Annotated in this window: 22 protein-coding genes and 1 tRNA gene; 8 read left to right on the forward strand and 15 right to left on the reverse strand. The window is 61.8% G+C overall.

Annotation, left to right across the window (positions count from 1 at the left end):
• Window positions 1-19: 19 nt before the first annotated feature.
• The 10 genes from HBN79_RS04335 to HBN79_RS04380 all read right to left on the reverse strand — a co-directional run bounded on the left by HBN79_RS04335 (window position 20) and on the right by HBN79_RS04380 (window position 13,997).
• Entirely contained in the window at window positions 20-1,120 is a 1,101-nt protein-coding gene (locus tag HBN79_RS04335) for a P1 family peptidase (RefSeq protein ID WP_095024615.1), read from the reverse strand.
• Window positions 1,121-1,208: 88 nt separating this feature from the next.
• Complete coding sequence (locus tag HBN79_RS04340; RefSeq protein WP_095000079.1) at window positions 1,209-2,309, reverse strand: polyamine ABC transporter substrate-binding protein; 1,101 nt, start codon at window positions 2,307-2,309, stop codon at window positions 1,209-1,211.
• A gap of 269 nt (window positions 2,310-2,578) precedes the next feature.
• Window positions 2,579-4,165 carry a FadD3 family acyl-CoA ligase gene (locus tag HBN79_RS04345; RefSeq protein ID WP_169916359.1) on the reverse strand — a complete coding sequence of 529 codons (1,587 nt, stop codon included), beginning with the start codon at window positions 4,163-4,165 and terminating at the stop codon, window positions 2,579-2,581.
• Window positions 4,166-4,184: 19 nt separating this feature from the next.
• The gene (locus HBN79_RS04350) at window positions 4,185-5,216 is read right to left on the reverse strand and encodes a ferredoxin--NADP reductase (RefSeq protein WP_169916360.1); all 1,032 of its coding nucleotides are present in this window, start codon (window positions 5,214-5,216) and stop codon (window positions 4,185-4,187) included.
• A gap of 1 nt (window position 5,217) precedes the next feature.
• A complete protein-coding gene (locus HBN79_RS04355; RefSeq protein ID WP_095000076.1) occupies window positions 5,218-5,979 on the reverse strand; it encodes an SDR family oxidoreductase in 762 nt (253 codons plus the stop codon).
• The gene (locus HBN79_RS04360; RefSeq protein ID WP_095024614.1) at window positions 5,976-7,697 is read right to left on the reverse strand and encodes an FAD-binding protein; all 1,722 of its coding nucleotides are present in this window, start codon (window positions 7,695-7,697) and stop codon (window positions 5,976-5,978) included. The genes HBN79_RS04355 and HBN79_RS04360 overlap by 4 nt, the downstream gene beginning before the upstream one ends.
• Window positions 7,694-9,439, reverse strand: a complete 1,746-nt coding sequence (locus HBN79_RS04365; RefSeq protein WP_095023322.1) for an FAD-binding protein — start codon at window positions 9,437-9,439, stop codon at window positions 7,694-7,696. Before HBN79_RS04365 ends, HBN79_RS04360 begins: the two co-directional genes overlap by 4 nt.
• A gap of 56 nt (window positions 9,440-9,495) precedes the next feature.
• Window positions 9,496-10,683, reverse strand: coding sequence for an acyl-CoA dehydrogenase family protein (locus HBN79_RS04370; protein WP_095000073.1), 1,188 nt, complete (start codon window positions 10,681-10,683; stop codon window positions 9,496-9,498).
• A 219-nt stretch (window positions 10,684-10,902) separates the two neighbouring features.
• Complete coding sequence (locus tag HBN79_RS04375; protein WP_095000072.1) at window positions 10,903-12,468, reverse strand: amidase family protein; 1,566 nt, start codon at window positions 12,466-12,468, stop codon at window positions 10,903-10,905.
• A gap of 92 nt (window positions 12,469-12,560) precedes the next feature.
• On the reverse strand, window positions 12,561-13,997 hold the full coding sequence (locus tag HBN79_RS04380; RefSeq protein ID WP_095038880.1) for a coniferyl aldehyde dehydrogenase: 1,437 nt from the start codon (window positions 13,995-13,997) through the stop codon (window positions 12,561-12,563).
• A gap of 173 nt (window positions 13,998-14,170) precedes the next feature.
• Here HBN79_RS04380 and HBN79_RS04385 point away from each other — a divergent pair, with 173 nt between their 5' ends.
• The 6 genes from HBN79_RS04385 (at window position 14,171) to HBN79_RS04410 (ending at window position 20,217) form a co-directional block, all read left to right on the forward strand.
• Complete coding sequence (locus HBN79_RS04385; RefSeq protein WP_095000070.1) at window positions 14,171-15,151, forward strand: flavin reductase family protein; 981 nt, start codon at window positions 14,171-14,173, stop codon at window positions 15,149-15,151.
• 29 nt (window positions 15,152-15,180) lie between these two features.
• A complete protein-coding gene (locus tag HBN79_RS04390) occupies window positions 15,181-15,954 on the forward strand; it encodes a glucose 1-dehydrogenase (protein ID WP_095000069.1) in 774 nt (257 codons plus the stop codon).
• Window positions 15,955-16,056: 102 nt separating this feature from the next.
• On the forward strand, window positions 16,057-16,848 hold the full coding sequence (locus HBN79_RS04395; RefSeq protein ID WP_169916361.1) for a fumarylacetoacetate hydrolase family protein: 792 nt from the start codon (window positions 16,057-16,059) through the stop codon (window positions 16,846-16,848).
• A gap of 21 nt (window positions 16,849-16,869) precedes the next feature.
• Window positions 16,870-17,799: an acetaldehyde dehydrogenase (acetylating) gene (locus tag HBN79_RS04400; protein ID WP_095000067.1), complete on the forward strand. Its 930-nt coding sequence runs from the start codon at window positions 16,870-16,872 to the stop codon at window positions 17,797-17,799.
• 10 nt (window positions 17,800-17,809) lie between these two features.
• Window positions 17,810-18,832, forward strand: a complete 1,023-nt coding sequence (gene dmpG, locus HBN79_RS04405) for a 4-hydroxy-2-oxovalerate aldolase (RefSeq protein WP_095018480.1) — start codon at window positions 17,810-17,812, stop codon at window positions 18,830-18,832.
• A 71-nt stretch (window positions 18,833-18,903) separates the two neighbouring features.
• A complete protein-coding gene (locus HBN79_RS04410) occupies window positions 18,904-20,217 on the forward strand; it encodes an MFS transporter (protein ID WP_095000065.1) in 1,314 nt (437 codons plus the stop codon).
• Here the strand turns inward: HBN79_RS04410 and HBN79_RS04415 are convergent.
• The gene (locus HBN79_RS04415) at window positions 20,190-21,272 is read right to left on the reverse strand and encodes a nitronate monooxygenase (RefSeq protein ID WP_095024610.1); all 1,083 of its coding nucleotides are present in this window, start codon (window positions 21,270-21,272) and stop codon (window positions 20,190-20,192) included. The two genes, HBN79_RS04410 and HBN79_RS04415, sit on opposite strands and share 28 nt — an antisense overlap.
• Window positions 21,273-21,414: 142 nt before the next feature.
• Window positions 21,415-22,974: a L,D-transpeptidase family protein gene (locus tag HBN79_RS04420; protein ID WP_169916362.1), complete on the reverse strand. Its 1,560-nt coding sequence runs from the start codon at window positions 22,972-22,974 to the stop codon at window positions 21,415-21,417.
• A 144-nt stretch (window positions 22,975-23,118) separates the two neighbouring features.
• On the opposite strand from HBN79_RS04420, the gene HBN79_RS04425 reads away from it, so the two are divergent.
• Together HBN79_RS04425 and HBN79_RS04430 are read left to right on the forward strand one after the other, a co-directional pair.
• A complete protein-coding gene (locus HBN79_RS04425) occupies window positions 23,119-23,838 on the forward strand; it encodes a murein L,D-transpeptidase catalytic domain family protein (RefSeq protein ID WP_095000062.1) in 720 nt (239 codons plus the stop codon).
• 53 nt (window positions 23,839-23,891) lie between these two features.
• Window positions 23,892-24,749, forward strand: a complete 858-nt coding sequence (locus HBN79_RS04430; protein WP_169916363.1) for a GNAT family N-acetyltransferase — start codon at window positions 23,892-23,894, stop codon at window positions 24,747-24,749.
• 164 nt (window positions 24,750-24,913) lie between these two features.
• Here the strand turns inward: HBN79_RS04430 and HBN79_RS04435 are convergent.
• The 3 genes from HBN79_RS04435 to HBN79_RS04445 form a co-directional block, all read right to left on the reverse strand.
• A tRNA-Gln gene (locus HBN79_RS04435) sits at window positions 24,914-24,988 on the reverse strand.
• A gap of 274 nt (window positions 24,989-25,262) precedes the next feature.
• A complete protein-coding gene (locus HBN79_RS04440) occupies window positions 25,263-25,733 on the reverse strand; it encodes an anti-virulence regulator CigR family protein (RefSeq protein WP_095032534.1) in 471 nt (156 codons plus the stop codon).
• An 87-nt stretch (window positions 25,734-25,820) separates the two neighbouring features.
• Window positions 25,821-26,333 carry a GNAT family N-acetyltransferase gene (locus HBN79_RS04445; protein WP_153380085.1) on the reverse strand — a complete coding sequence of 171 codons (513 nt, stop codon included), beginning with the start codon at window positions 26,331-26,333 and terminating at the stop codon, window positions 25,821-25,823.
• Window positions 26,334-26,557 lie beyond the last annotated feature (224 nt).

Raw genomic sequence — 26,557 nt, forward strand, 5'->3', positions numbered from 1 at the left:
CGCAAGGTTGAGGCAGCCCTCAGGAGGCTTTCCAGCCCACCTGCTGCAACGCTGCCAGCAACCGTTCGGGCTTGAGCGCCAGAACGGTATTGCCACATCCGCTCAGGTCATCCGCACCGAGCATGGCATTGAGTATCGCCTCCTCTACCGCATCCGCAGCCGCCACAAACAGCGCCGAGATGTAATCGTTGTTGACCATCTGCAATGCCGTGGTCGGCTCCCCCGGATGGCCGAAGTTGGCCGCCGGCAAATTGCTGTTGCCCACCGCAAAGGCAATAAAAATATCACCGCTGGAGTCTTCAGTGCCGCCGCCCACTCGCGCCAGCCCGACACTGGCACGCTGCGCCAGACGGGTACACTGGTGCGGCAACAACGGCGCATCGGTGGCGATGGTTATCACGATCGAACCCATGCCCGGCACGCCCACATTTTTCTCGCTCTTAAACGGGGACGGTACGTCATCCAGCACGGTACCCACCGGGTAACCCCCCACCCGCAAGGCTTCGCGTACACCATAGTTGGCTTGCACCAGCGCACCGACGGTCCAGCCCCCCTGCTCCGGGCTCAATACTCGCGAGGAAGTGCCAATGCCACCCTTGAACTCGTGACAGATCATCCCTGTGCCACCGCCCACATTGCCCTCCTGCACAGGGCCTGTCCTGGCATCCTGCAGGGCAAGTTGCACATGCTCGGCCGTGACATGCTGGCCCCAGATATCGTTCAGCGTGCCGTCGTAGGTTTCCAGCACCACGGGCATGCACCAGTAGGTGTGCTGCTTGCCCAGCTCACGCTCGGCTGCCACCAGCGCATCGCGCACCACGCCAACACTGTGGGTATTGGTATAGGCAATCGGCGAAGTCAGCAAACCGGCTTCGCGAATCCACTCCAGCCCCGTGGCGTCGCCGTTGCCATTGAGCACATGCACGCCGGCGAAGCAGGGTTGCAGGTGGGTGGCTCCCGCACGCGGCTCAATCACGGTGACACCGGAATGGATGGAAACATCGCCGTTTTCAACGTTGAGGGTGTGATGACCCACTCGCACACCCGGTACGTCGGTGATGGCGTTGTACGCCCCCGGGGTGCCCGAACCGATGGTGATGCCAAGCTCACGGATACGCATGGTGCTTTCTCGTCGTTCGATTAAGTGCAGCCAGTGTAAGAACCTGGCCGGCACTTGACGATAACCCCCATGCACTACCTCCGAGGGGTTACTTGTCCGACTTGATGCTGGTCCACACCCGGGTGCGCACGCGCTCCATTTTTTGCGGCAACGGTTGCACCACATACAGCGACTTGAGCGCCTCGCTGGTCGGGGTCAGATTGGGGTTACCGGTGATGTCCTTGTTGATCAGTGCCAGCGAGTCCTTGTTGGCATTGGGGTAACCCAGAAAATCACTGATCCCGGCAATGACCTTGGGCTCCAGCAGGTGGTTGAGAAATTCGTGGGCCTCTTCGACATTTTTTGCACTTTTAGGGATGGCGAAGGTGTCAAACCAGATCGGTGCGCCCTCCTTGGGCAAGCGCCAGTCCACCACCACGCCGTTGCCCGATTCTTTGGCGCGGTTGCCGAACTGATAGAAGCTGCCGGAATAACCAATGGCCACGCAGATGTCACCATTGGCGATATCCGTCATGTACTTGGCCGAGTTGAAGTAGGTCACGTAGGGGCGGACCTTGAGCATCAGCGCCTTGGCTTTTTCATAATCGGCCGGGTTCTGGCTGTTGGGGTCCAGCCCTAGATAGTGCAGGGCCAAGGGCAGGATTTCCGAAGGTGAATCGAGCATCGCCACGCCGCAGGATTTGAGTTTGGCCATGTTTTCGGGTTTGAACACCAGGTCCCAGCTGTCCACCGGCGCATCCTCACCCAGCGCAGCCTTGACCTTGGCCGGGTTGAAACCGATCAGCACCGTACCGTACATGTAGGGCACAGCGTACTGATTGCCAGGGTCATTGGTGTCCAGCAGCTTGAGCAGCGCCGGGTCCTGGTGCTGCCAGTTGGGCAGCTTGCTCTTGTCCAGCTTCTGGAACACCCCGGCCTTGATCTGGGTATCGAGGAACTGGTTGGACGGCACCACCAGGTCATAGCCCGAATTGCCGGTGAGGAGTTTGGCTTCCAGGGCTTCGTTGGTGTCGAAGGAGTCCCAGGTGACCTTGATGCCGGTCTGTCTGGCGAAGTCCTTGGGCACGGACGGCAGGATATAGTCCGCCCAGTTATACACCCGCAGCTCGCGCTGTTCGGCCTGTACGGCACTGGCCAGCAGCGTCAGCCCACAAACAGTGGCGCTCATCAAGCGTTTCAGAGTGTCCATGGCTCAGTTCCCCGGATTCGGCGTGAAATCGATCGTTGTTATGTTCTGTACACGGCAGCGGCCTGCAAAAGGCCAAGGGCAAGGACGAAGTGGTTTGTTGTTATTGAGTGACGGGGTTGATTCTTGCCGAGAGCCCGGCACGATCACAGAGGGAGGCAGGCCAAAAGGGGACAGTTATGGCCATTGTCGATGTCCGGTTCTATGTCCGAAAAAGCCCCCCTCACCCCGGCCCTGGAGGCCAGAGTGAGGGCGAGCGCACAGGTGGCCCGTTACATGAATCCCGCCCGCAACTCATTCTTCGCCACCTTGTTCGACGCATTCACCGGCAGCGCGTCATGGAAGCGCACCACACGCGGTACCTTGTAATTGGCCATATGTTCACGCGCCCACTGGATCAATCCTGCCTCATCCAGTTGCACACCATGACGCAACACCACGCACGCACACCCAACCTCGCCCATACGCGCGTCGGGTATACCGATTACCGCCACCTGGGCAATGCCCGGATGCTCCATCAGGCCGGCTTCTATCTCAGCCGGGTAACAGTTGAAACCACCGACGATAAACATGTCTTTAAGCCGGTCGGTGATGCGCAGATTGCCCGCGGCATCCTGCTGGCCTATATCCCCGGTGTGCAACCAGCCTTCACTGTCGATGGTTTCAGCGGTGGCCTGCGGGTCTTCAAAGTAGCCCTGCATCACATGAAAACCGCGCAGGCAGATCTCCCCCGTGCTGCCCGCCGGTAAAGCCCGGTTTTGCGGGTCACGGATGCTCACCTCGGTGCCCGGAATCGCCCGGCCACTGGTGCTGGCGATGATCGTCGCCGAGTCAGCAGGGTCGCAAATAGTGGCCAAGCCGCCGCATTCGGTCAGGCCATAGGCCGTGGTCACCACCGCAAAGCCCAGTTCGCTGCGCATGCGCTCGATCAGGATCGGCGGCACCGTCGCCGCGCCGGTCACGGCAATGCGCAGGCTCGACAGGTCGGTTTCCGCCAGCTTGGGATGGGCCAGCATCGACAGGTACAGGGTCGGCGGCCCCGGCAACACGGTGATGCGCTCTGCGGCAATGCGCTGGAACACCGCTTCGGCGTCGAACACCGGGTGCGGCAGGATGGTCGCCCCCGCCAGCAAGCAGGTCAGCCACCCCGCCTTGTAGCCAAAGGCATGAAAAAACGGGTTGATCACCAGATAACGGTCACCGGCCTGTAAACCGATCACCGACACGTATTCGCTAAAGGCCCGAATCGTTTGACCATGGGCGCTCATCACGCCCTTGGGCTTGCCAGTGGTACCGGAGGTAAACAGCAGGTCGCTGAGGTCATCGCTATTCACGCTGGCTGCACGCAACAGCGCGGCAGACTCGCTGGTGGCCGCGCCAATGGCCACAAAACCGTCCCAGTCCAGGCCGGCGGAACTGGCCGCCGTGGTTTCGCCCAGCAACACCAGGCACTTGAGGCTGGCCGGTCGATAGGGCGCGAGCAAAGCCAGGTAATCGATGCCCAGAAAACTCGGCTGCACAAACAGCAGACGGCTGCCGCTGCGCAGCAAGATATCGGCCGCTTCAGGGCCTTTCATCCGGGTGTTGATCGGCACCATGACCGCCCCCGCGCAATGAATGCCCAGCGCGGCAATGATCCAGTCCCGGCCGTTGGGTGCCCAGATCGCTACCCGGTCGCCCTTGCCAATGCCCTGAGCCATCAGGCTGCGGGTTACGCCCAGGGCCAGGCGCGGCAGTTCGCTGTAGTCGATGCATTGGCCATGTTCTTCAATGGCCGTGCGCCCGGCATGCTGCACCGAGGCGTTGAACAGCAGTTGCGGGATCGAGCGCGGCAGGCTCTGTTGCAGGCTGGAAGTCATCGGTCACTCGTCTGGCAGGTTATTCGGGAAAGCACACGCGCAGCTGTTCGCTGCTGGGCACCGATTGGCACGCCAGCACCCAGCCGTCATTGAGTTCTTGTGGGTCCAGGGCATCATTGCGCAGCATTTCGACACTGCCGCGCTCAACCGTACACATGCAGGTTGCGCAGGAACCCACCAGGCAGGAGCTGGGCGGTTTCAGGCCGGCGCGATGCATGGCATTGAGCAGGGTTTCGCCTTCTGCACAGGGCACTTCGTACTCCTCCCCGTCCAGGCGCACCGACAGCTGGCTGCCGATCACATCGGTGTTGACCGGTGCCGGAGCGGCCTCACTGCCCTCTTCCGGCAGCGAGACAAAACGCTCGACGTGGATGTGCCCGTGCTCCATGCCGATGTCGTGCAAGGCGCTGACGGCCGCATCCATAAACGGGCCGGGGCCACAGATATAAGCCTGGGCATGCACAAAAGGCTGTGCCATCTGCGCCAGTTGTGCCACCGCCGGTATGCCCTGGACCGAGTCCAGCCAGTGGATCACTTGCAATCGTTGCGGGTGGGCGCTGGCCAGGGCTTTAAGCTCGGCGGCAAAGATCACCGACGCTTCATCGCGATTGGCGTAAATCAGCAGGATCCGGCCTGTGCCGGCAATCAGCGCCGATCGCAGGATCGACAGCACCGGTGTGACCCCGCTACCACCGCCAAACAGCACAAAGTCATTGTCAAAATGCCGCGGTACAAATACCCCGGCCGGCGCCAGCACTTCCAGCTGGTCGCCCTCACGCAACTGCTCACACAGCCAGTTGGAGGCACGACCGTCACGTACTTGCTTGATGGTGACGCGCAGGGGCTCGTCCTCCAGCGGGGTGCTGGAGAGCGAATAACAGCGCGGCAACCAGCCGCCTTCAAAGGGCACGCGCAGGGTCAGAAACTGCCCTGACTTATAGGTGAACTGCTCACGCAAGGCCGCAGGGACATCGAACACCAGGGAACGGGAGTCCGCCGTTTCAGTCACAATTTGCGCTACGCGCAGGGAGAAATACGCCGGTTGGCTCATATCAGATACTCATCACAAACTGGCCGCTGTCGATCCGCAGCTCGATACCACTGATGGCGCGGGACTCGTCACTGGCCAAAAACAGCACGCTGGCGGCGACATCTTCGGGCAGGCACATGCGCCCCATGGGGTCGGCATCGATGGTCAGGCTCCACGGGTCGAGCCCGGCGGGCAAGCCCGCGGTGGTCATCGGTGTGAGGATGCCGTCAGGGTGCAGGGAATTGCAGCGAATGCGGTATTTGCGCCGGCGGCACAACACCGCCACGGTACGCGACAGGGCGGCGACGGCGCCTTTGGAGGCGCTGTAGGCAACGTAATCATCGCGTCCGGCCACCGCCGCAATCGAAGACATGTTGATAATGGAGCCGCCCTCGCTTTCTTTCATCAGGCTTATGGCGGCGCGACAACCCAGGAAGACACTGTCGGAGTTGATGCGCTGCACCCGTTGCCAATCACTATAGGCGGTATTTTCAATATCGCCCTTGAGCAGGATCCCGGCGTTGTTGAACAGGATATCCAGCCGCCCGTGGTGCTCGCGAACGGTGTCGATCACCCGCGTCCAATCTGCTTCGCTGCCCGCGTCATGCTCAATAAACAATGCTTGCGCACCGATCTCTTCAGCCAGGGCCAGGCCACCCGCCACATCGATATCGCTGATCACCACACGGGCACCTTCACGGGCGAGCAGCAGCGCCGTTGCCCTGCCCACGCCACTGGCCCCACCGGTAATCAACGCCACCTTGCCTGCAACACGTGCGCTCATAAGGTCACCCTTGCACTGTCTGTGGGAGCGAGCCTGCTCGCGATTGTTGTGCCAGGCTCGTTCCTGCCTGAGGCGGCAAGGCCGGCACGGCGCCCCGAAAACACGCAGTCGGCCAGGGACAAGCCACTGATATACAGGTGCGACGCCACACCGATGGCGGTGCGCCCGGCGCTGAACAGGCCGGCAATCGGCTGGCCATCGGTATCGAGTACAGCGCCGTTGCTTTCATCAACTTTAAGCCCGCCCAGGGTCAGCGCCCCCAGCGGAAAGATCGGGTTACCGACGCTGATATCGCAAGCGTAAAACGGCCCCTTATCCAACACCTGGCGGCTGCCTTCAGACTTGCCGAAAGCATCCGGCCCATCGCCCCGGGCACCGGCGTTGTAAGCGCGCAGGGCACCACTCAGCTCCCCCGCCTGCATGCCGCAAACGCTGGCCAACCGGTCCGGGTTGTCACCCTTGCGCACCTTGAGCAGCATCAAGGCCAGTGCCGGCAGGCTCTGGAACCACCAATAGCCACCGAACAGCGCCTGACGGATTGCCTGTTTGCGCAAACGCGCATCCAGCACCAGCCACGCCTGCCCGCCCTGCTCATCGCACAGCGGCTGGCCAAGGGTGGCGCCGTAGACCTCTTCGTTGCAAAAACGCTGGCCATTGCTGTTGACCACAATGCCCTTGGGCCAGCAGTGCGGCGGGTTGATAAAGCGCCAGGCCGACACCCGGCTCAACCGCTCGCTTCGGGCCCCCACCGACTGCCCCAGCAGCAGACCGCTGCCATCGCAACCGGTAGCGCCCACCTTGAAATTGCGCCTGAAGTTGGGCGCATGATCGCGAATCAGCCCGCGATTGAAGATAAAGCCCCCGGTGCTGAGGATAACCGCGCGCCGGGCCCGGATCAGCAACGGCTGGCCATGGTCACGCTCCAACTGGCTGACTTTGAGGCGCAGGCGGTCGCAGTAACCGGGGGCGAAGTTTTGCAGGCGCTCGGCCCGTGCCGCCAGGCGTGCATGCAAGCGCGCTTCGCGGCTGCCCTGGGGCAGGCGCCAGAACTCGGCACCCACCACCCGCCCGCTGGCATCCACCACCAGCCGACGTGCCGCCGATTGCAACAGCGGTTGCACCCCGGCCCGCAGACACGCGGCTTTGAGATGTCCATACAGCACCGCGCCACACTGGCCCTTGCCCACCGTACGATGGCCGCGGGGGGCCGGTGGCCGGGTGCCGGCATGGGAAGGCACCAGCTCATTGCCCGAGTAATACAAAAAATGGCCATCGGACGGGTATGAGGTCTTCCCTCCCGGCGGCACGCTATGGGCATAACGCGCGCCGTGGCTTTCAAGCCAGTCAAGATTGCTGACACTGTCATCGCAGAATTTTTGCAGGGTTGCGTCGCTGACCACGCCCTGGGTTTCGTGCTTGAGGTAGTCAAACATCGCTTGGATGCTGTCGGTGAAACCTGCGGCCTGTTGATGCCGGGTGCCGCCACCGGCGTAAACCACACCACCGCTTTTGGCACTGGCGCCACCGCCGGTAAAGCGGTCCGCCACAATCACCCTGGCGCCATTGCTGCTGGCCTCCAGCGCAGCGCAGGCACCCGCCGCCCCCCAACCTATTACCAGCACGTCGCAGGTGTCGTGCCAGTCCCCTGCACTCAGGCGCTCGGCCTGCAAGGGCGCGAGAATTTTGCTGTTGCTGGACGTATGCTGTGCTCGGCTCATGACAGTGCCCGCACCTTGCTGCTGGCCGTAGCCGGCACGCTGCTGGCGATATGATTGGCGGCGATATAACCAAAGGTCATAGCCGGGCCCAGGGTGCCACCGGCGCCCGGGTAGCTGGTGCCCATCACCGATGCCGAGCAATTGCCGATCGCATACAGGCCGGGGATCGGCTGGCCGTCCTCACGCACCACCTGGGCATGCTGGTTGGTCAGTAACCCGCCCTTGGTACCGATATCACCGGCATCCAGGCGCATGGCGTAGTACGGCCCCTTGCGCAACGGCGCCAGGCACGGGTTGGGTTTGATATTACTGTCGCCGTAGTAGCGATCGAAGACGTTGCCGCCGCGATCGAAGTCCAGGTCGACACCCGTTTGGGCGTAGCCATTGACCTTCTGCACGGTGCTGTCCAGCCCCTGCGCATCCACGCCGATCTGCATGGCCAGGGCTTCAAGGCTGTCGGCCTTCCAGTACACGGTGTTGAGCCACTCCTTGCGCAGCCGGCTGTCGGGCATCACCTGGGCCGGCATCAACGGGCCCATGGCGTAGTGGAAGCGAAAGTGCCCGTCGAAGATCACCCACGAAGGCACTGATCGGCCATCAGTCTTGCGATTGTCCTGATACATGGCGTCGACGAATTCCAGGTACGGCGCCGCTTCGTTGACGAAGCGCTGACCCAGGCTGTTGACCACAATAGCCCCCGGGAACGCCCGTTCGGCAAACACCCCGCGGGGTTTTTCTTCGCCGGGTACGGCAATGGTCGGTGCCCACCAGGCCCAGTCCATCAGCGCGGTGGCCGCGCCAATGTGCATGCCGGCCTCAAGCGCTGCCCCGGTATTGTTGCCCGGTGGCGTGGCGCTCCAGCTGGCACGGGTCGGCTGCGGCAGGAACTTCTCACGCAGCGTCTGGTTCTGTTCGAAACCGCCAGAGCCGAAAATCACGGCGCGACGGGCCTTGAGTTCAAGCACCTTGCCGCCGGTGGCGACCTTGATGCCGCACACCCGGTCACCGTCGAGCACCACATCCTGAAAGTCGGTGTTGAGCCACAGCGGCACGTTGCGGTCCATCAGTGAACGACGCAACGACGCCACCAGCGAACTGCCCAACGCAGCGCGGCGGTCGTACTTGCTTTTGCGCCGCCATTTGAAGTCGAGCTTGTAGCGCGCCATCAACTTGAAGATCAGCCATTGCCAGCCAAAGCTGCGCGCCATGGCCTTGTGCGCGTCGCGGGCCGTCCAGGCAATGCGCCCCATCAACAGGGTGGAGGGTGAAGGCTTGCGCAGGTTGGGCAGTTCTTCGGCCAGCAGGCTGGTGTCGAACAGCTCCGGGTCCAGGGTGCGACCACCCGGCAAGGCGCCGGGCAGTTGCGGGTAGTAATCGGGGTATTTGTCGGCCACCGCATAACGCACGTGGCTGTTGGCAGTGAGCTTTTTGATCATCGGCGCGGCGTGATCCAGATACGCCTTCAGGCGCACCGGGTCGCCATGCTCGCCGGTGGCCGCCTTGAGGTACTGCATCGACAGCTCGGGGCTGTCCTGCCCGCCGAGCGCGGCAAAGTAGTGGTTGTTGGGGATCCAGATACCGCCACCGGAAATCGCCGAAGTGCCACCGTATTTATCGCTTTTTTCGACAATCAGGACCGACAGGCCCTGATCAGCCGCAAACAGGGCTGAGGTCATGGCGCCGGCGCCGGAGCCGACAACAATTACGTCATAGCTGGACTGAGACTGATCGTGAGCCGTCATTATTGTTATGCCTTGCGCTGAGGTCAGAGGTGTTTTGCCGGATGTAGATCAGCCGATCACACAAACGGATCCGCGTTGGGCAGGCCCAATTGCACCAGGCCGTAACTGCGCCGGTAAGCCGCCTCGTTATTGGCGATATGCCCGCGAGCCTGATGCAGGTCACGGAAGAAGCGCGCCACCGGGTTGGTGTTGTACAAGCCCGATGCGGCCATGCAGCGCAGCAGGTCACTGACCCGGTCGGCGCACACATTGGTCACATGGGAAGACTGGTAGCGATACAGCAAGCGGGTTTCCACATCCGGGTATTCCCCGGCGGCGGCCAGCGCCATCAGGTTGGCGTAGTTGCGCATCAGCACCAGTTTGAGCGAGTCGACGGTGATGATGGCTTCGGCCACGGCAGCCTGGGCGGCCGGGTCTTCGGCGGTTTTGGCGCCATGCTTGCCGATGTGCTTGGCCGCGTTGTCACGGAACTCGTTGATCGCGCCTTGCAGGGCGCCGAGGGCCGAGGTAGAGACGGCACGGGCAAACACCTGGGCAAACGGGATGGCGTACATCGGGTTGGTGTTGACCAGCCGCCCCGGTGTGGCTTCGATGCCGTAATTGTTGGTGCGCTGTACTCGATGGGCCGGCACAAAAGCGTCTTCAACGACGATATCGTGGCTGCCGCTGCCGCGCAGCCCCAACACGTCCCAGTTCTGCTCGATACGGTAGTCGCTGGCCGGGATCAGAAAGGTGCCGTGTTCGGTAGGGCCGGTTTCATCTTGCGGCACGATGCCGCCAAGCAGACACCACTGCGCATGCTGGCTGCCACTGGAGAAGCCCCAGCGCCCGCTGACCTGATAGCCGCCCTTGACCGGCGTGACCTTGGCCACGGGCATATAGGTCGAGGCCACCAGCACCGAGCTGTCCTCGCCCCACACATCACGCTGCGCCTCTACCGGGTAACGCGCCAGTTGCCACGGATGCACACCCACTACGCCATAAACCCAGGCGGTGGACATGCAGCCTTCGGCCAGGGTCATCTGGATTTCAAAAAAGGTGCGCAAGTCGATTTCATGGCCGCCCCACTTTTTCGGTTGCAGGGCACGAAACAGCCCGGCTTCCTGCATTTCGCGAACGGTTTCGTCAGGTAGCTTGCAGTCCTTGTCCGCCTGGGCTGAACGGCTTTTAAGCGCAGGTATCAAATTGCGCGCGCGTTGCAGCAGCTCAAGCTCAATCGGACTTTTCTCTCGTATCTGATCCATCCGTGTGTTCTCCGTCAGTCTCTCGCTGCGCGAATGCGCGGGCGGTGTGTGACGAATAATCCCGCCAGCGGGGTTGTGGATCATCGTCAAAGCGGACTAGTCGGGATATCGGGTGAAGGCTGGCCCTCACCCCAACCCTCTGCCAAAGGCAGAGGGAGCTAGCCGCAGGGCAAACGCCAATCAATCCCCTCTCCCTGAGGGAGAGGGTCAGGGCGCTTTTTAAACCACCGGTAACTTCGCAAAAGGCCGATCCTGCTCGATCTGCGCGCCCAAACGCAGCAACACGTCTTCACCGCCCAATGGCGCGGTGAACATCATGCCGATGGGCAGGCCGTTGTCGCTCATGCCCACCGGCAACGACAGCGCCGGCTGCCCGCTGACGTTGGCCAGCACGGTAAAGGCCGCGCTGCCCATGGCGTTGTGGGCATAGCTGTCCCACGGCTGGTTCAGGCTCAGCAGGCCCAGGTCCGGGGTAATGTTGGCTGTTACCGGCGACAGGATCACGTCGTACTTCTGGAACTGCTCTTCCATATAACCGCCAATACTTTCGAACGACTGCCGCGCCCGGTACAGACCCTCTCCAGTGACTTTTTGGGCATTGCCCAGTACCACCTGAGTGATGCGTTCATAGTCATCGGCCGTGGCGCTGCGCCCCAGCACTTGCTCGCGATCGTGCACCATGGTCAGCAAGGCATCGCCAACCACCGAGCCGTGGGCTCCGAACAACTGCCGCGGGTCGATGCTCAGGCGCAATTCTTCAACTTCATGGCCCTGGGTGGCCAGGCGTTTGGCAGTGTCGTCCAGCACCCTGACCACCGCCGGGTCCAGCGGCGAGCCGGTCAACGAGTCACGCACCACACCGATACGCAGACGGCCCGGTGCAGTGCGCAGCTCTTCAACGTAAGGACGTACCAGCGGTTTTGCCCAATACGGGCTGCCCGCCTCATGTCCCTGCCCCACGTCCATAAACAGCGCCATATCGCGCATATTGCGCGACACCACGTTGCCCACGCTGGCACCGAACCAACCCTCGTACTTGCCCGGGCCGCTTGGTGTGCGGTAACGCGTCGGCTTGAGCCCGACCAGCCCGCAATAAGACGCCGGAATGCGGATCGAGCCGCCACCGTCGGTGGCATGGGCCACCGGCACAATACCTGCGGCAACCGCCGAAGCAGCTCCGCCGGACGAGCCGCCGGCGCTTTTGGCCAGGTTCCAGGGGTTGCGGGTCTGGCCCCACAGCAGGGATTCGGTGGTGGTGGTCAGGCCGAATTCCGGGCAGGTGGTCTTGCCAAACGGCACGGCCCCGGCTGCCTGATAGCGGTCAATCAGGGTACTGGTGTGGGGCGCTGGTGGCGCGTCCTTGTACAACCTGCTGCCATTGGTGGTGCGGGTACCTTGCAGGTAGGTGTTGAGGTCCTTGATCAGGATCGGCACCCCGGCCAGTGCGCCGGTATTCGCAGTCCCGCTGGCACTGCGGGCCTTGAGCAGTGCCTGGGCGTAGTCGTCATGGCGCATATTGACGGCATTGACCTTGGGGTTGACGGCATCACAGCGGGCCATGGCCGCTGCCAGCAGAGCGTGCGGGCTGAGTTCGCCCTTTTGTACGGCGCGGGCCATGTCGGTGGCATCCATTGCCAGGTACTCGGCGGGCGAAATGGCGGTGCCTTCAGCGGCATTGGCAAAACGCCCCAGCAGCCCGGCACCCACGGCCAAGGCGCCCGCTTTGAGGACGTGACGACGGGGCCAGCCAGTGGATTGTTCAGGTGTTTCGGCAGGGTTTTGCAAGGTCAATCTCCAGAGCAAATCTTGTTTTTATTTAAAGAGCAACGCCCCTTGTGGGAGCGAGCCTGCTCGCTCCCACAAGGGCATTTCGGGTTTCAGTCGGCGGTGACCATCGCCTGCATGGCGGGTAAAAAGTGCTCGCCATAAGGCGGCAACAGGCCCCACTCGCGGCGCGGGTCGTGGGCCGCAGCCTTGTACACGGTGCGCATATGGCTGAACTCCAGGAAGCCTTCGCGGCCGTGGTAATGGCCCATGCCCGAGGCGCCAATACCGCCAAAAGGCGCATCGTGCAAAGCCGCATGCATCATCACGTCGTTGATGCTGACCCCACCGGAAATCGTGTTTTGCAGCACATGACGCTGCTCTTCTTCACTTTGCCCGAAGTAGTACAGCGCCAGCGGGCGCTCGCGTGAATGGATATCGGCCAGCGCACGGTCAAGCTGCTCATAGGGCAACAGCACCAGTGCCGGACCGAAAATTTCTTCTTGCAGGATCAGGCTGTCGCGGGGCGGATTGATCACCACCTGCAACGGGCGCCTGCGTGTGAGCGCGTCGACCTCAAGAGCCCGAGGGAAGCGCTCGACACGCGCGCCAAGCTGGCGGGCGTCCTGCACATAGCCTTCGATACGCTGCAGATGCCGGTCGTTGACCACCGCAACCACGTCAGGATTGGCGTCGGTGGCGGGCAGCAGCTCACTGTAGGCCGCGCCCAGCAGGCCAAGGAAATCTTCCATCTGTTCGCGGGGCACATACACCACGTCCGGGTTGATGCAGATTTGCCCGCCGTTATTGGCCTTGGCCACGGCAATGCTGAAGGCCGCCTTGGCCAGATCGGCGCTGCGGGAAATAATCACTGGCGACTTGCCGCCCAGCTCCAGGGTCAACGGCACCAGGTTTTGCGCCGCATTGCGCATCACCGAGCGCGCCACCGCAGTGCTGCCGGTAAACACCAGATGGTCGAAGGCTTGCGCAGTAAACACTTGCGCCAGTTCGGCGTCGCCGGTGACCACGGCGATTTCCAGCGGATCGAACAGCTCGGCAAAAGCCCCGGCAAGCACATCGGCGGTACGCGGCACCACTTCAGAGGGCTTGAGAATCGCCCGGTTACCCGCCGCCAGCACGCAGGCCAAGGGGCTGAGCAAGGTGAACAGCGGCGCATTCCAGGTGCCGAGAATGCCGATACTGCCCTTGGGCTGGTGCATCACCCAGGCCTTGGCGCCCAACTGGTCATAGGGCGCAAACACCTGGCGCGGCTCGTCTGCAACCCAGTGCTCGAGATGGTCGCGGGCGTATTTGAGCGAGGCCAGGGAACCCAGCACGTCATTCATCAACGAAAAGCCCTGGGGCCTGCCGCCAAAGTCGGCATCCATGGCCTCGACCAGCGGCTGCTGGAAGCGCACCAGCAACTCGATCACCCGCTGGATGCGCTCCCGACGCAGCTCGGCACTGACGTGGCCTGCGCCGACAAAGGCTTTTTTCTGCGCCGCCAACAGGCTGGTCAGCTGTTCTGGAGCAGTGCTGCTGAACGTCATGGATAAGTCCTCTGATACACCGGTTCGATCAACCGACGCTAGCGAACTGCGCCCCGCAATGCCTCGTCCGATCGGACGATAATCGGCCATATCCGTTAGTCCATTAAGACGATGTAGCCCCCGCAAGCCAGGGGAATACTGCCAGCACGAAAATTCAATCCATGAGGTTCGTCATGGCAGTGCAAAGCAGTTTTGACCCGCAGGCATTCCGTACCGCGCTGGGCACCTTCACCACCGGGGTGACGATCATCACCACCCAGGCCGAAGATGGCTCGCCCATTGGCATTACGGCCAACAGTTTCAACTCGGTATCGCTCAACCCGCCGCTGGTGCTGTGGAGCCTGGCCAAGTCCGCCCGCAGCCTGCCGGTATTCAGTGCCGGTTCGCACTGGAACGTGCATGTGCTGTCGACAGAGCAGGAGCCGCTGTCCGGACGCTTTGCCATGCAGGGCGAGAACAAGTTTGCCGAAATCGAACTCGATAACGGCATCAGCCCCGCGCCGCTGTTGCAGGACTGCACCGCGAGGTTTCAGTGCCGCACGGCTTTTCAGTATGAAGGCGGCGACCATGTGATATTCGTCGGGGAAGTACTCGCCTTCGATCACAGTGACCGTGCACCGCTGGCCTTTCAAAGTGGCCAATATGCCCTGGCAACCCGCAAGCCGCGCAGCGAGCTGCGCCTGGCAACCACCCCGCCACCGCCGGAATGCAGTTACACCGAAGACCTGCTCGGTTACTTGCTGGGCCGCGCCCATTATCAGCTGCTCGACGCCCTGCATCGCCTGCTGAGCAACCAGCAGCTGGACGAACATGCCTTTTTTATCCTGTCAGTGCTGTGTATTCGCGACAACCTGACCCTGGATGAAATCAATCACTTCGTCAGCTATACCGGGCATGTGGTAAGCGTGGCAAGCATGCGCTTTCTTGAAAAGCAGAACCTGGTCGCCCTCGAAGGCAGCCAGCAGGCGCCACGCTATGTGCTGACCGCCACCGGCCGCGAGGCCTCGCTGCAACAGGTGGCGCTGGCCAAGGCGGTGGAAGAGAACGTGTCGGCCCGTCTCGCTCCCGGTGATGCCCAGGCGCTCAAGGTGCTGCTCAAGCGCCTGATTGCCGCCAGTGATCCCGGCTTGCCCGACCTGTGGGCGCCCCGCTAGCTTTGTACCTAAAAAGGAAAAGGACTTTTATGAATATTATTCAGCGCTTCAACCTGACCGGCAGCGTGGCGGTGATCACCGGCGGCGGCCGCGGCATCGGGCGCGGCATCGCCCTGGCCTATGCTGAAGCAGGCGCCGACGTGGTTCTGGCTGCCCGCACCCTGGCCGACGTTGAAGCCGTAGCCGAAGAAGTACGCAGCCTCGGCCGTCGGGCCCTGGCCCTGAGCTGCGACGTCAATGACAGCGAACAGCGCAGCGCTCTGGTCACCCAGGCCCGCGAGCAGATGGGCCGCATCACCCACCTGGTAAACAATGCTGGCGGCGCCGGGCCCAACGACCCGCTGACCCTGAGCGTGGAGCGTTTTGAAGAAATCATGCGCTTCAACGTGTCTTCGGCCTATCACCTTAGCCAGCTGTGCGTGCCGCATATGCGCGAAGCCGGCAGCGGCAACATCATCAATATCACCTCGGGCGCGGCGCGTTATGCGCAAACCCAATTCAGCGCCTACGGCACCGCCAAGGCGGCGCTGAGCCATATGACCCGCCTGCTGGCCCAGGACTTTGCGCCGCAGGTACGGGTCAACGGCATTGCTCCCGGCCCGGTACTGACTGCCGCCCTCAATGGCGTGCTGCCGGTGGCCATGCGCGACGGCATGATCAAGGCCACGCCGCTGCAAAGCCTGGGCGAAGTTGAAGATATCGCGGCTGCAGCGCTGTACCTGGCCAGCCCGGCTTCACGCTGGGTCACCGGCAAGATCCTGGAAGTAGACGGCGGCGCCGAATCGAGCGTCTGGCCGGGTTGAGCCACCATCAAACCGTGGGAGCGAGCCTGCTCGCGAAGAAGTTTCGCGAGCAGGCTCGCTCCCACAAGAGGATTTCCTGCATAGCCTCCCGAGAGCCAATTTATGGACACACAGTTGATTGAAGCCCTGGGCGACGAGTTGTTTCACGCCCTGCTGGAGCGGCGCGGCCTTGAGCCATTGACCGCCCGTTACCCGGATTTGACCCTGGACACGGCCTACCGCATTTCCCTGCGTTTCTTGCAACGCCGCCAGGCGCTGGGCGAGCAGGTGGTCGGCAAAAAAATTGGCGTTACCAGCCGTGCCGTGCAGGACATGCTTGATGTGCACCAGCCCGATTTCGGCTTCTTGACCGACCGCATGCAAGTCGCCGACAACAGCGATGTGAGCTTTGCCGCCCACCACCTGGTGCAGCCACGGGCTGAAGGCGAAATCGCCTTTATCCTCGGCGAAGACCTGCACGGCCCCGGCATCACCGCCGAAGACGTAATGGCAGCCAGCCAATGGGTGGTGCCGTGTTTCGAAATTGTCGACTCGCGCATTGCCGACTGGAAAATCCGCATTCAGGACACCGTGGCCGACAACGCTTCCTGCGGTGTGTTCGCCCTGGGCGAACAGCGCATCAACCCGCGCGAGCTGGATCTGGCCAAGGTCGAGTTGCACTTGCTGAAAAACGGCCAGCCCGCCGGTCATGGTTTTGGCTCGGCGGTACAGGGCCACCCCTGCGAGGCCGTGGCCTGGCTGGCCAATACCCTGGGCAAGTTCGACATCCCGTTTCGCAAGGGCGAAATCATCCTTTCCGGCGCACTGGCGCCGCTGGTTCCGGTACAACCCGGCGATGAGGTCAGCCTGACTCTCAGCGGCCTGGGCTCTGCCAACCTGCGCTTTGTGCCCTAACCCCCCTTCGAGACCTTAGCCATGAGCAAAAAGATCAAATGTGCCCTGATCGGGCCGGGCAATATCGGCACCGATCTGCTTTACAAGCTGCTGCGCAGCGAAGTGCTGGAGCCCGTGTGGATGGTGGGCATCGATGCCACCTCCGAAGGCCTGAGCCGCGCCCGCGAGATGGGCCTGAAGACCACCAGTGACGGGGTCGACGGTCTGTTGCCGCACGTGCTGGCAGACAATATCCAGATCGCCTTCGATGCCACCTCGGCTTATGTCCATGCTGAAAACAGCCGCAAGCTCAACGAGCTGGGCGTGCTGATGATCGACCTGACACCGGCTGCCATTGGCCCGTATTGCGTGCCGCCGGTCAACCTCAAGGCCAACCTCAAGCGCGGCGCCATGAACGTCAATATGGTCACCTGCGGCGGCCAGGCGACCATTCCGCTGGTGGCGGCCGTGTCCAGCGTCCAGCCGGTGGCTTACGCCGAAATCGTCGCCACTGCCGCGTCCAAATCGGTGGGCCCGGGCACGCGCAAGAATATCGACGAATTCACCCGCACCACGGCCAGTGCCATCGAGCAGGTGGGTGGGGCGAAAAAGGGCAAGGCGATCATTATCGTCAACCCCGCCGAGCCGCCGCTGATCATGCGCGATACCGTGCATTGCCTGACTGAAACCGAACCGGATCAAGCCGCTATCAGCCTGGCCATCGCCAGCATGATCGAGCAGGTGCAGCAGTATGTGCCCGGCTACAAGCTGGTCAACGGCCCGGTGTTTGACGGCAACCGGGTCTCGATTTTCATGGAGGTCGAAGGCCTGGGCGACTACTTGCCCAAGTACGCCGGCAACCTGGACATCATGACCGCCGCGGCCGCCCGCACCGCCGAGATGTTCGCCGAGGAAATCCTCAAGGGCGAGCTGCAACTCAAGGCATCAGCCCCCCAACCTGCCCTCGCTTAAGGAGCCGATCATGGATCTTCGCGGCAAAAAAATTACCGTGCATGACATGTGCCTGCGCGACGGCATGCACCCCAAGCGTCACCAGATCAGCCTGCAGCAGATGAAAGACATCGCCTGCGGCCTGGACGCAGCCGGCGTGCCGCTGATTGAGGTCACCCATGGCGACGGCCTGGGTGGCAGCTCGGTGAACTACGGCTTCCCGGCGCACACCGATGAGCAGTACCTGTCGGCCGTGATCCCGATGATGAAAAAGGCCAGGGTGTCAGCCCTGCTGCTGCCGGGTATCGGCACCGTGGACCATCTGCAAATGGCCCATGAACTGGGGGTCAATACCATCCGCGTGGCGACCCATTGCACCGAGGCGGACGTGTCCGAGCAACACATCTCCTATGCCCGCAAGCTGGGCATGGACACCGTGGGTTTCTTGATGATGGCCCATATGAACAGTCCCGAGGGGCTGGTCAAACAGGGCAAGTTGATGGAGAGCTTCGGCGCCAACTGCGTCTACCTCACCGATTCGGCCGGCTACATGCTGCCACACGATATCAAGGCGCGGGTTGCAGCCCTGCGTGCGGCCCTGCACCCGGACACCGAGATCGGCTTTCACGGCCATCACAACCTGTCGATGGGCGTATCCAACTCCATCGCGGCCATCGAGGCCGGAGCCACCCGCATCGACGCTGCAGCGGCCGGGCTCGGCGCGGGCGCGGGGAATACGCCGATGGAAATCCTGGTGGCCGTGTGCGACCGCATGGGCATAGAAACCGGGGTCAGTGTGTTTGGCATTCAGGACGTGGCCGAGGATCTGGTGGTGCCGATCATGGACTTCCCGATCCGCAGCGACCGCGATGCCCTGACCATGGGCTACGCCGGGGTGTATGGCTCGTTCCTGCTGTTTGCCAAGCGCGCCGAGAAAAAGTACGGCGTGCCAGCACGGGAGATTCTGGTGGAGATGGGTCGCCGCGGCATGGTTGGCGGCCAGGAAGACATGATCGAAGACACCGCCATGACCCTGGCGCGCCAACGGGCCTGAGGCGTCGCACCTTGACGGAGGCGCTGACCGGGTCAGCGCCTTCGGCGTTGTTACCTCACAGGAAACCCACCATGTCCAACACTCATGTCGGCTGGCGCAGCCATGCTTTGCTGTTATTGCTGGCAGCGGTGTTTGCCGACAACTTTGTCGGGCGCCAGATTCTGGCAGTGATGATTGAGCCGATCAAAGCCGAGTTCGGCGTCAGTGACACAGCGATGGGGCTGATTTCCGGCCTGGCCTTTGCCGCGGTATTCGCCCTGCTTGCCCTGCCTGCCGGTCGCCTGGCCGACCGTATGGTACGCACCCGCTTATTGGCCATCGCCTGTTTGCTGTGGGCCGTGGCAACCATGTTGTGCGGGCTGGCAGTGAGCTTCTGGATGCTCGCCCTGGCACGCATGGCTGTGGCAGTGAGCGAGTCGCCGACCACCTCGACATCGATGTCGATCATTGCCGACCTCTACCCGCCCCATCGCCGATCGTTTGCCATCAGTTGCTTCACGGCGGCACCGACCTTCTCCGCAGTGATCGGCCTCAGCCTTGGCGCCTGGGTGGTTGAGCACTATGGCTGGCGCACCGCGTTTATCGTGATCGGCATGCCGGCGCTGATGTTCTCCACGCTGCTGGCCTTTGTGGTGAAGGACCCGGCGCGTGGCCGCTGGGACCTGGCCAGCGCCCACGCGGCCCACCCCCTGCAGAGCATGGGCAGCGAGGCACGCAAACTCTGGGCCCTGCCCGCTTACCGTTGCCTGGTGATGGCGGGTGGTTTGACCACCCTGGGCTCGTATGCAATCGGCATGTGGAACACCAGCTTTCTGGTGCGCTCCCACGGTTTGTCACTGCAACATGCCGGGCTGCTGGCGGGTTTTATCTGTGGCGGCTTTGCCGGGATCGGCGCCTTGTTCAGCGGCTGGCTGAGTGACCACCTGACCCGGCGCAACCCGCACTGGCAAGTGGGCATTCCGGTCATAGGGCATGTGACAGCGCTCAGTGCGCTGTTCGCCTACCTGCTGTGGCCAAACACAGTGTGGCTGCAGGTGGGCAGCGTACCGGTGCCCAGTGCGATGCTGCTGTGCGCGCTCTACAGCTTTTTTTCGGTGTGGTGGGTGGCGCCGTCGTTCAATCTGATCACCCAACTGGTCCCGGCCAACCGCCGGGGTACGGCGATGGCCTTGCAGACCATTATTTCGACCCTGCTGGGGATTGGCCTGGGGCCGTTGCTGGCCGGTTTGCTCAGCGATGCCCTGCAGCCGGCTTTCGGTATTGAATCGCTGCGCTATGCATTACTGCTGGTAAGCCTGCCGGTGGCAGGTGCAATCATGTTGCTGATTCGCACCGCCAGCCATGCCGGGCAAAATTGCTATAGGCATGTAGAGCGGGCGGCATAATCGTCGATAAATTTGCGTGTCAGCTCATACGACGTCAGCTCGGCCATGCGCCCGGGGCTCAGGGGGAAAGCCTGGCCCGCCCACAGGTTGATAAAGTCGCCGCTGTCAGCCCCGGATTTGGCCTTGAGCGGCAGCAGCACACCACCGGCCAACGGAAAAGCCGGGGCCTGGGGATTGAGCGGGCCCAGTTCGCGCATGACCCGATTGACGATGCCCCGTGCTGGCCGCCCGGTAAACAGATTGGTCAGCGCGGTATCACTGGCCTGAGCCTCGCGCAACGCACGGTGATGAGCCCTGGCCAGCTTTGCTTCAGGGCAAAACAGGTAAGCAGTGCCGATTTGCACGGCACTGGCGCCAAGTGCAAACGCCGCCGCGATCCCTCGCGCATCGGCGATGCCGCCTGCAGCAATCACCGGCACCGACACGGCATCGACGATTTGCGGCACCAGAGCGAAGGTGCCGATTTGCGTGGTCAGCTCACGATGCAGGAACATCGCCCGATGACCGCCCGCTTCATAGCCCATGGCGATAATTGCGTCACAGCCGTGGTGTTCCAGCCATTGCGCCTCGTCAACCGTCGTGGCCGAACTGAGCACCCTGGCCCCACAGGCCTTGACCCTGGCCACAAACTCCGGTGCCGGCAGGGCGAAGTGAAAACTCACCACTTCGGGGCGCAATTCCTCGACCAGGGCGCAGGTGGCTTCATCGAAAGGCGCGCGGCTGGATATCGGAGTGGGCGCGTCATAATCGGCGCCGAGCTCGCTGTAATAGGCCTTGAACAGCGACTTCCACTGCTCGATGGCAGCCTCGTCGTACTCCGGAGGCTGATGGCAGAAAAAGTTCAGGTTGAGCGGCTGGTCGCAGGCAGCCCGAAAGGTTGCCACCTCGCTGCGAATCGCCTCCAGGCTCAACGTGGCGCAGGCCAGTGAGGCCAGCCCCCCGGCCTGTGCCACGCCGATCATGATATCGGCGCCAGCGCCCAGCATCGGTGCCTGAATCAGGGGGTGGGCGATACCCAGCAGATCGGTGAAACGCGAATCGGGCCAGCAGCTCATGGGGGCTCTCAGGGTCGACAATCGGGAGCTGGATACTAGTGGCTCGCCTGCAGATGAGGCAAGTTGCCCAAGACTATGTAGCAGCTGACGAGCGGAGCGAGGCTGCGTTCGTCAGCTGCTACGAAAGTCCGCAATAGCCGAATTATTTTTTGCTGGCCAGAGCCGCAATCAATGCCGGGTCATGATTGTAGATATCCGGTGCGTAGGTCACCTTGCCGTCCTTGTTTGCCTGGGCGGTCCAGTAGGTCATCAGGATCGGTGTCGGGTTCGACAGCCTGAACTCATGGGTCAGCCCGGTACCCAACAGCTCCTCGCTACGGACTTTTTCGGCAGGTGTCACCAGCAAGTCACGCAGCTGGAACACCGCTTCAACCCGCACGCAACCCGAACTGAAGGCCCGTGGCCCCTTGCTGAACAAGGCCTGGCTAGGGGTGTCGTGGAGGTACACCGAGAACGGATTGGGGAAGCGGATGGCAATACGGCCCAACGGGTTCCTCGGCCCCGCGCCCTGGCGCAGCAGGATGTTGCCCGGTCGATCCCAGTCGATATCCTGAGCCGCCAGCGGCTGGCCGTTGCTGTCCACAATCTGCAGGTCCTGACGGCTGAGGAAAGACGGGTCGCGACGGATCTGCGGCAGTTTGTCTTCACGAAAGATGGTCGGCGGAATGGTCCAGGTCGGGTTGAGCGTAAGGCGATTGACCCGGGACTTGAGCAGCGGGGTCTGGCGCTCGGCACGACCGACCTGGGTGCGTGTCTGCCACACCGGCACACCGTTGCGGTACACGGTCAGTTGCGCTGCGGGCACATTGACCAGCAGGATATCGGGCTCCAGATCCTGGGCTATCCAGCGAAAGCGCTCCAGATTGATGCGCAGCTGTTCGCGCCGCTCACGGGGGCTGATATTCAGTTCTTTCAAGGTGCCCGCACCGACGACTCCATCAGCCTGCAAGGAGTGATCGAGCTGAAAGCTCTTCACCGCTGCCACCAGCTCATTGCTGTAATGATGATCGACCGTCAACGGCATCGCGTTGAGATAGCCTTCACTGACCAGCCGCCGGGCCAGTTCGGGCACCCGCGCATCCTCAGTGCCAGGGCGCAGCAACGGACCGCTGGCCAGCGGTTGCCATTGTGGCAGGGGTTGCTGGCGCTGGCGGGCATAAACCCGGCGCAGGTTTTGATACAGCTCGTTTTGCGGGCGCGCCTGTTCAAAAGCCCGGGGCAAGTCCGCCAGGCCCGGGCCGGCAAAGGCCAGGATGCGGGCCTGGCGGTCTTGTGCAACCTCACTGGCATGCCATACCGGCTCGAACCGCGACTGCTGCAGGCGACCATAGTGCAGGTCCTGCAAGGCTTGCAGATACTGCTGGCTGATCCCGATATCGGCACACAGATCACCAGCGACAGGCAGTTTGTAGGTGTCGGGGTCCAGACCGTCATCCGCCAACTGCGCAAGCTCCCCTTGCAGGGCGCTCAAACGGCCATTGACCGCCCATACCGGCTGGTCATTCTGCCCCTGATAAAACCCCTGCAGCATTCGCAGCATCGGTGCATTGACCCGTGGCGCCAGGACCGGACAGGCTTGCGGCAGTTGGCTGAGCGCTTGTTGTACCGGGCTTGTGGTGTCTGCCTGTAGGGGATCGGCTACAGCGACCAGTGGCACAGTCAGCAAGGCAATGCTCAAGTAAAATGCGCGTTTTTTGAACAACTGCTTTACTCCAATTATGGGCCGTCATCTTTAACTTCAGCTCAATCAGCGGTCACGGCAAACCCACAGGCTAGCAGTTAAAACCCAAGCGCCAAGTTATCGGCGCAGCATTACTGGTCTGACTCCATCGAGAATACGCAAATCATGCTCAACTTTTTACGCCGTTTTTGCTTTGCAGCCATCGCCTTAAGCGCAACCTGCACTACTGCCTACGCTGCTAATCCGCTCTTGCTCAACAAGCTCAGCCATGCCGCCCCGGAACTCAACCCCCAGGCCCTGAAAAGCGCCCTCAGCGCCATGCAGTGTGCGGTCAATAACGGAGCCAAACAGGCTCGGCATCTGGCGGTAATCGACTTCTCGCAACCTTCAACCGCTCGCCGTCTCTGGATCTTTGACCTGACCCGCAAGACATTGGTTCTGCGTGATCTGGTGGCCCACGGAAAACAATCCGGCGAGAACTTCGCCACCAGTTTCTCCAATACCGAAGGCAGCAACCAGTCCAGTCTCGGCCTGTTCAGCACCCAGGAAAGCTATGTGGGCAGCCATGGTTACTCATTGCGCATGGACGGCCTTGAGCCCGGCATCAATGACCAGGCCCGTGAACGGGCGATCGTGATCCACCCCGCCAATTACGTGAACCCGCTGTGGAGCAAAACCCAGGGCCGCATCGGCCGCAGCCTCGGCTGCCCGGCGGTCCGCCCGCAAGTGGCGCGTCAGGTCGTAGATAAACTCAAAAATGGCCAGTTCATGTTTGCCTGGTACCCCGACCAGCAATGGCTGCAATCCTCGGCCTACCTCAACTGCCAGCCACGTCAGGTGGCGAGCATCATGTCGGCCAGGCATGAGGTCGCACACGGGGGTTGAAAGCGCGGCGGCAATACCTGTAGATAGTGCGCACATGTTCCAGGAGTTTCATCATGCCCGCGCCGCAACAGGCTGCCTTCACCTACCGCGCCATGACCCGGGCCGACTTGCCCGCCGCCCACAGGTTGTCCGCGCAACTGAACTGGCCCCATCGCCTGGAAGACTGGGCGTTGTTGCACCGGTTGTGCAAAGGCTTTGTGGCCTGCGAAGGTGAGCGCTTGATCGGCACGGCGTTCGCCTGCCCACAAGGTGCGTTTGCAACCATTGGCCTGGTGGTGGTCAGCCCCGATTATCAGGGCCAGGGTGTTGGCCGCCGATTGATGGAGCTGGCGCTCGAGGCCTGCAAGCCGGCCACGGCGATCCTCAATGCCTCGGCGGCAGGCGCACCGCTGTATCTGAGCCAGGGCTTTATCGAGTTCGGCACCCTCGAGCAGCGCCAGGGCCCGGCACAATGTATGGCCCTTGAACCGCTGGCCGCAGACGAACACTGCCGCAGCCTCAACGCAGAGGATCAGGCACGGCAACTGGCACTGGCCAACGCTGGCAGCGGGCTGGATCGCAGTGCCATTTTCGCCCATCTGCACGACACTATCGAACACACGGCCGGTATCGAGTGCGGAGGCCAGTTACAGGCGTTTGCCCTGTTGCGCCGCGCCGGAAAGGGCCATTGCATTGGCCCGGTGATTGCCCAAAATCCCCGGCAGGCCAGGCACCTGATCGCCACCCTGCTCTCACGGATCCCTGGCCAGTTTGTGCGTATCGATGTGCCACATAACAGCGGTCTGTGTGAATGGCTGACGCGGGCCGGCCTGGGCCCAGTAGACCGGGTGACCCAAATGGCCCTCGGCACACCCCCGCAATCCACTGAAGGTGTTCATCAGTACGCACTGCTTTCACAGGCAATGGGTTGAGCTGCAGAAACGCGCAGGACTGATCCGCCACAAACCGAATGGGCAAGAAAAAGACAGTGGTATTAATTGGTATGGGATGGGTGACTAGCGAGGTTGCGTCAGGCCGAACGGCGTTGACGCTGTGCTTGGAGAGTCTTGCCCGATGCTGGACAAGATCTGGAAAATGGCAGGGGCGGCTGGATTTGAACCAACGCATGGCAGGATCAAAACCTGCTGCCTTACCGCTTGGCGACGCCCCTGTAGTTGTTGCGATGAATGCCTGGCATTCATTTAACGTCCTTGCAGCTTGCGAATGTTGCCAATCGCCGTGAACCTGTAAGGGTTCGCTGTGAGAACGAGCGCAAATATACCCGCACTCTGAGGATATGGGAAGCACTTTTTAAATAAATTTATTCAAAAACAGCCACTTAGTGATAAACACTGGCACATTGCCCCGGCTGGCCGGGCTTTTCCCGGGTCTAGGCGAGGGATAAGCCCGGAGTTTCAGGCACTGATCGACACAACGGCGTCACATCAATCAAAGGCACCATTGAGAATCTCATAAACCAACCCGGTGGCAATGGAGACCAGAATCAACTCCGTGCCCACCTGCTGCCATTCGTACCCCTCGTAATGAGGCAGCCTGCTGGCCAGTCGGCCATCCAGCTTTTTGGCAATACCCGGCGGCAGCGGCTTGCCCCGCGCCAGATTCTTCTGGATGCCGGGCGGCAGCGCCTGGCTTCGGCTCCAGTAATCTCTATGCCCGTGAATGATTTCAAGCGTGGCTGCACGATTGATACTCGGGCCATGCGCCCTGTCGTCAGCGCCTGACTTCTTACCTTTATTGCCCTGGCCACCTTGCTTGCCATGATCCTGGTCATAGTGCTGACCGCCTTTGTCATTGCCTTTACCGTTCCCGTTACCTGGATCGGCCGAGGCAGTGACCGGGCCACAAACAAGCGCAACACACGTAATGGCTGTAATCAGTGAGCGAGGCGTTAGCATGGTCGAGGACTCAGAATAAGGGTGGTCCTCTGACTATAGACGACAGCTTGAGTTCGTCAGGGCATCAAGCTGCCACCCAGTGCTGCTTCAGCTGTGCTCCGGTGCGAACCAGGCCATGGTGATATCCGCGATCAGACTGCCATCGGGTAGGCGTATACGCTTTTCAAGACGACCTTCTTCCACAAAGCCGAACTTCAGATAAAGGTGCCTCGCACGGCGATTGACCTCACGCACCCGCAGTTCGACTTTTACCAGCCCCGGGCGATCCCCGGCCCACTGCAACAAGCGCGTCATCAACACATGGCCGATACCCTGCCCCACATAGTCGGGATGCACAACGATAGTCAGGCTCATAACGTGCTTAAAGGCCTCAAGCCCCATTGGCTCAAGCAAAGCATGCCCGACAATCTGGTCATTCCATTCAACCACCAGGTAAAGGCCATCATCCTTCAGGGCAAGAATTTTTCGCTCAAAGGCTGCAGTGTTAAACTCACTTGGCCGCGAGACAAGCAAACCGGGGGTTTTGGCCGTTTCACGCTCGGCATTGCAGAGCTGCGTCGCATCCGTTAGTTGCGCATGACGAATGACCAGGTTTTCCAAGCGATAGCTCCCTATAAACTGTTCTGAGTAGGTCAACTGCTTGCGCTCGAAAACACGCAATTCCTGATTAACTTACGCACCCTTACAGCGCACACAAATCTGCGCGGTCTGCATTTCCCTCCGCCCTCAGCCCTTCAAGCAATAACTGTTCCCGTTGATCAATCCTCGTAGAGCAAGGCGTTCTTCCGATGTGTTTTGTAGCACTCCCGTGGTACAAACAGCAG

Source organism: Pseudomonas sp. WS 5051 (assembly GCF_012985715.1).
In the GTDB taxonomy this organism is placed as follows: domain Bacteria; phylum Pseudomonadota; class Gammaproteobacteria; order Pseudomonadales; family Pseudomonadaceae; genus Aquipseudomonas; species Aquipseudomonas bubulae.

Bases quoted from the DNA above. Each gene is read 5' to 3' on its own strand.
- HBN79_RS04335 (WP_095024615.1), bottom strand. From the start codon at position 1,120: ATGCGTATCCGTGAGCTTGGCATCACCATCGGTTCGGGCACCCCGGGG.
- HBN79_RS04340 (WP_095000079.1), bottom strand. From the start codon at position 2,309: ATGGACACTCTGAAACGCTTGATGAGCGCCACTGTTTGTGGGCTGACG.
- HBN79_RS04345 (WP_169916359.1), bottom strand. From the start codon at position 4,165: ATGACTTCCAGCCTGCAACAGAGCCTGCCGCGCTCGATCCCGCAACTG.
- HBN79_RS04350 (WP_169916360.1), bottom strand. From the start codon at position 5,216: ATGAGCCAACCGGCGTATTTCTCCCTGCGCGTAGCGCAAATTGTGACT.
- HBN79_RS04355 (WP_095000076.1), bottom strand. From the start codon at position 5,979: ATGAGCGCACGTGTTGCAGGCAAGGTGGCGTTGATTACCGGTGGGGCC.
- HBN79_RS04360 (WP_095024614.1), bottom strand. From the start codon at position 7,697: ATGAGCCGAGCACAGCATACGTCCAGCAACAGCAAAATTCTCGCGCCC.
- HBN79_RS04365 (WP_095023322.1), bottom strand. From the start codon at position 9,439: ATGACGGCTCACGATCAGTCTCAGTCCAGCTATGACGTAATTGTTGTC.
- HBN79_RS04370 (WP_095000073.1), bottom strand. From the start codon at position 10,683: ATGGATCAGATACGAGAGAAAAGTCCGATTGAGCTTGAGCTGCTGCAA.
- HBN79_RS04380 (WP_095038880.1), bottom strand. From the start codon at position 13,997: ATGACGTTCAGCAGCACTGCTCCAGAACAGCTGACCAGCCTGTTGGCG.
- HBN79_RS04385 (WP_095000070.1), top strand. From the start codon at position 14,171: ATGGCAGTGCAAAGCAGTTTTGACCCGCAGGCATTCCGTACCGCGCTG.
- HBN79_RS04390 (WP_095000069.1), top strand. From the start codon at position 15,181: ATGAATATTATTCAGCGCTTCAACCTGACCGGCAGCGTGGCGGTGATC.
- HBN79_RS04395 (WP_169916361.1), top strand. From the start codon at position 16,057: ATGGACACACAGTTGATTGAAGCCCTGGGCGACGAGTTGTTTCACGCC.
- HBN79_RS04400 (WP_095000067.1), top strand. From the start codon at position 16,870: ATGAGCAAAAAGATCAAATGTGCCCTGATCGGGCCGGGCAATATCGGC.
- dmpG (WP_095018480.1), top strand. From the start codon at position 17,810: ATGGATCTTCGCGGCAAAAAAATTACCGTGCATGACATGTGCCTGCGC.
- HBN79_RS04410 (WP_095000065.1), top strand. From the start codon at position 18,904: ATGTCCAACACTCATGTCGGCTGGCGCAGCCATGCTTTGCTGTTATTG.
- HBN79_RS04415 (WP_095024610.1), bottom strand. From the start codon at position 21,272: ATGAGCTGCTGGCCCGATTCGCGTTTCACCGATCTGCTGGGTATCGCC.
- HBN79_RS04425 (WP_095000062.1), top strand. From the start codon at position 23,119: ATGCTCAACTTTTTACGCCGTTTTTGCTTTGCAGCCATCGCCTTAAGC.
- HBN79_RS04430 (WP_169916363.1), top strand. From the start codon at position 23,892: ATGCCCGCGCCGCAACAGGCTGCCTTCACCTACCGCGCCATGACCCGG.
- HBN79_RS04440 (WP_095032534.1), bottom strand. From the start codon at position 25,733: ATGCTAACGCCTCGCTCACTGATTACAGCCATTACGTGTGTTGCGCTT.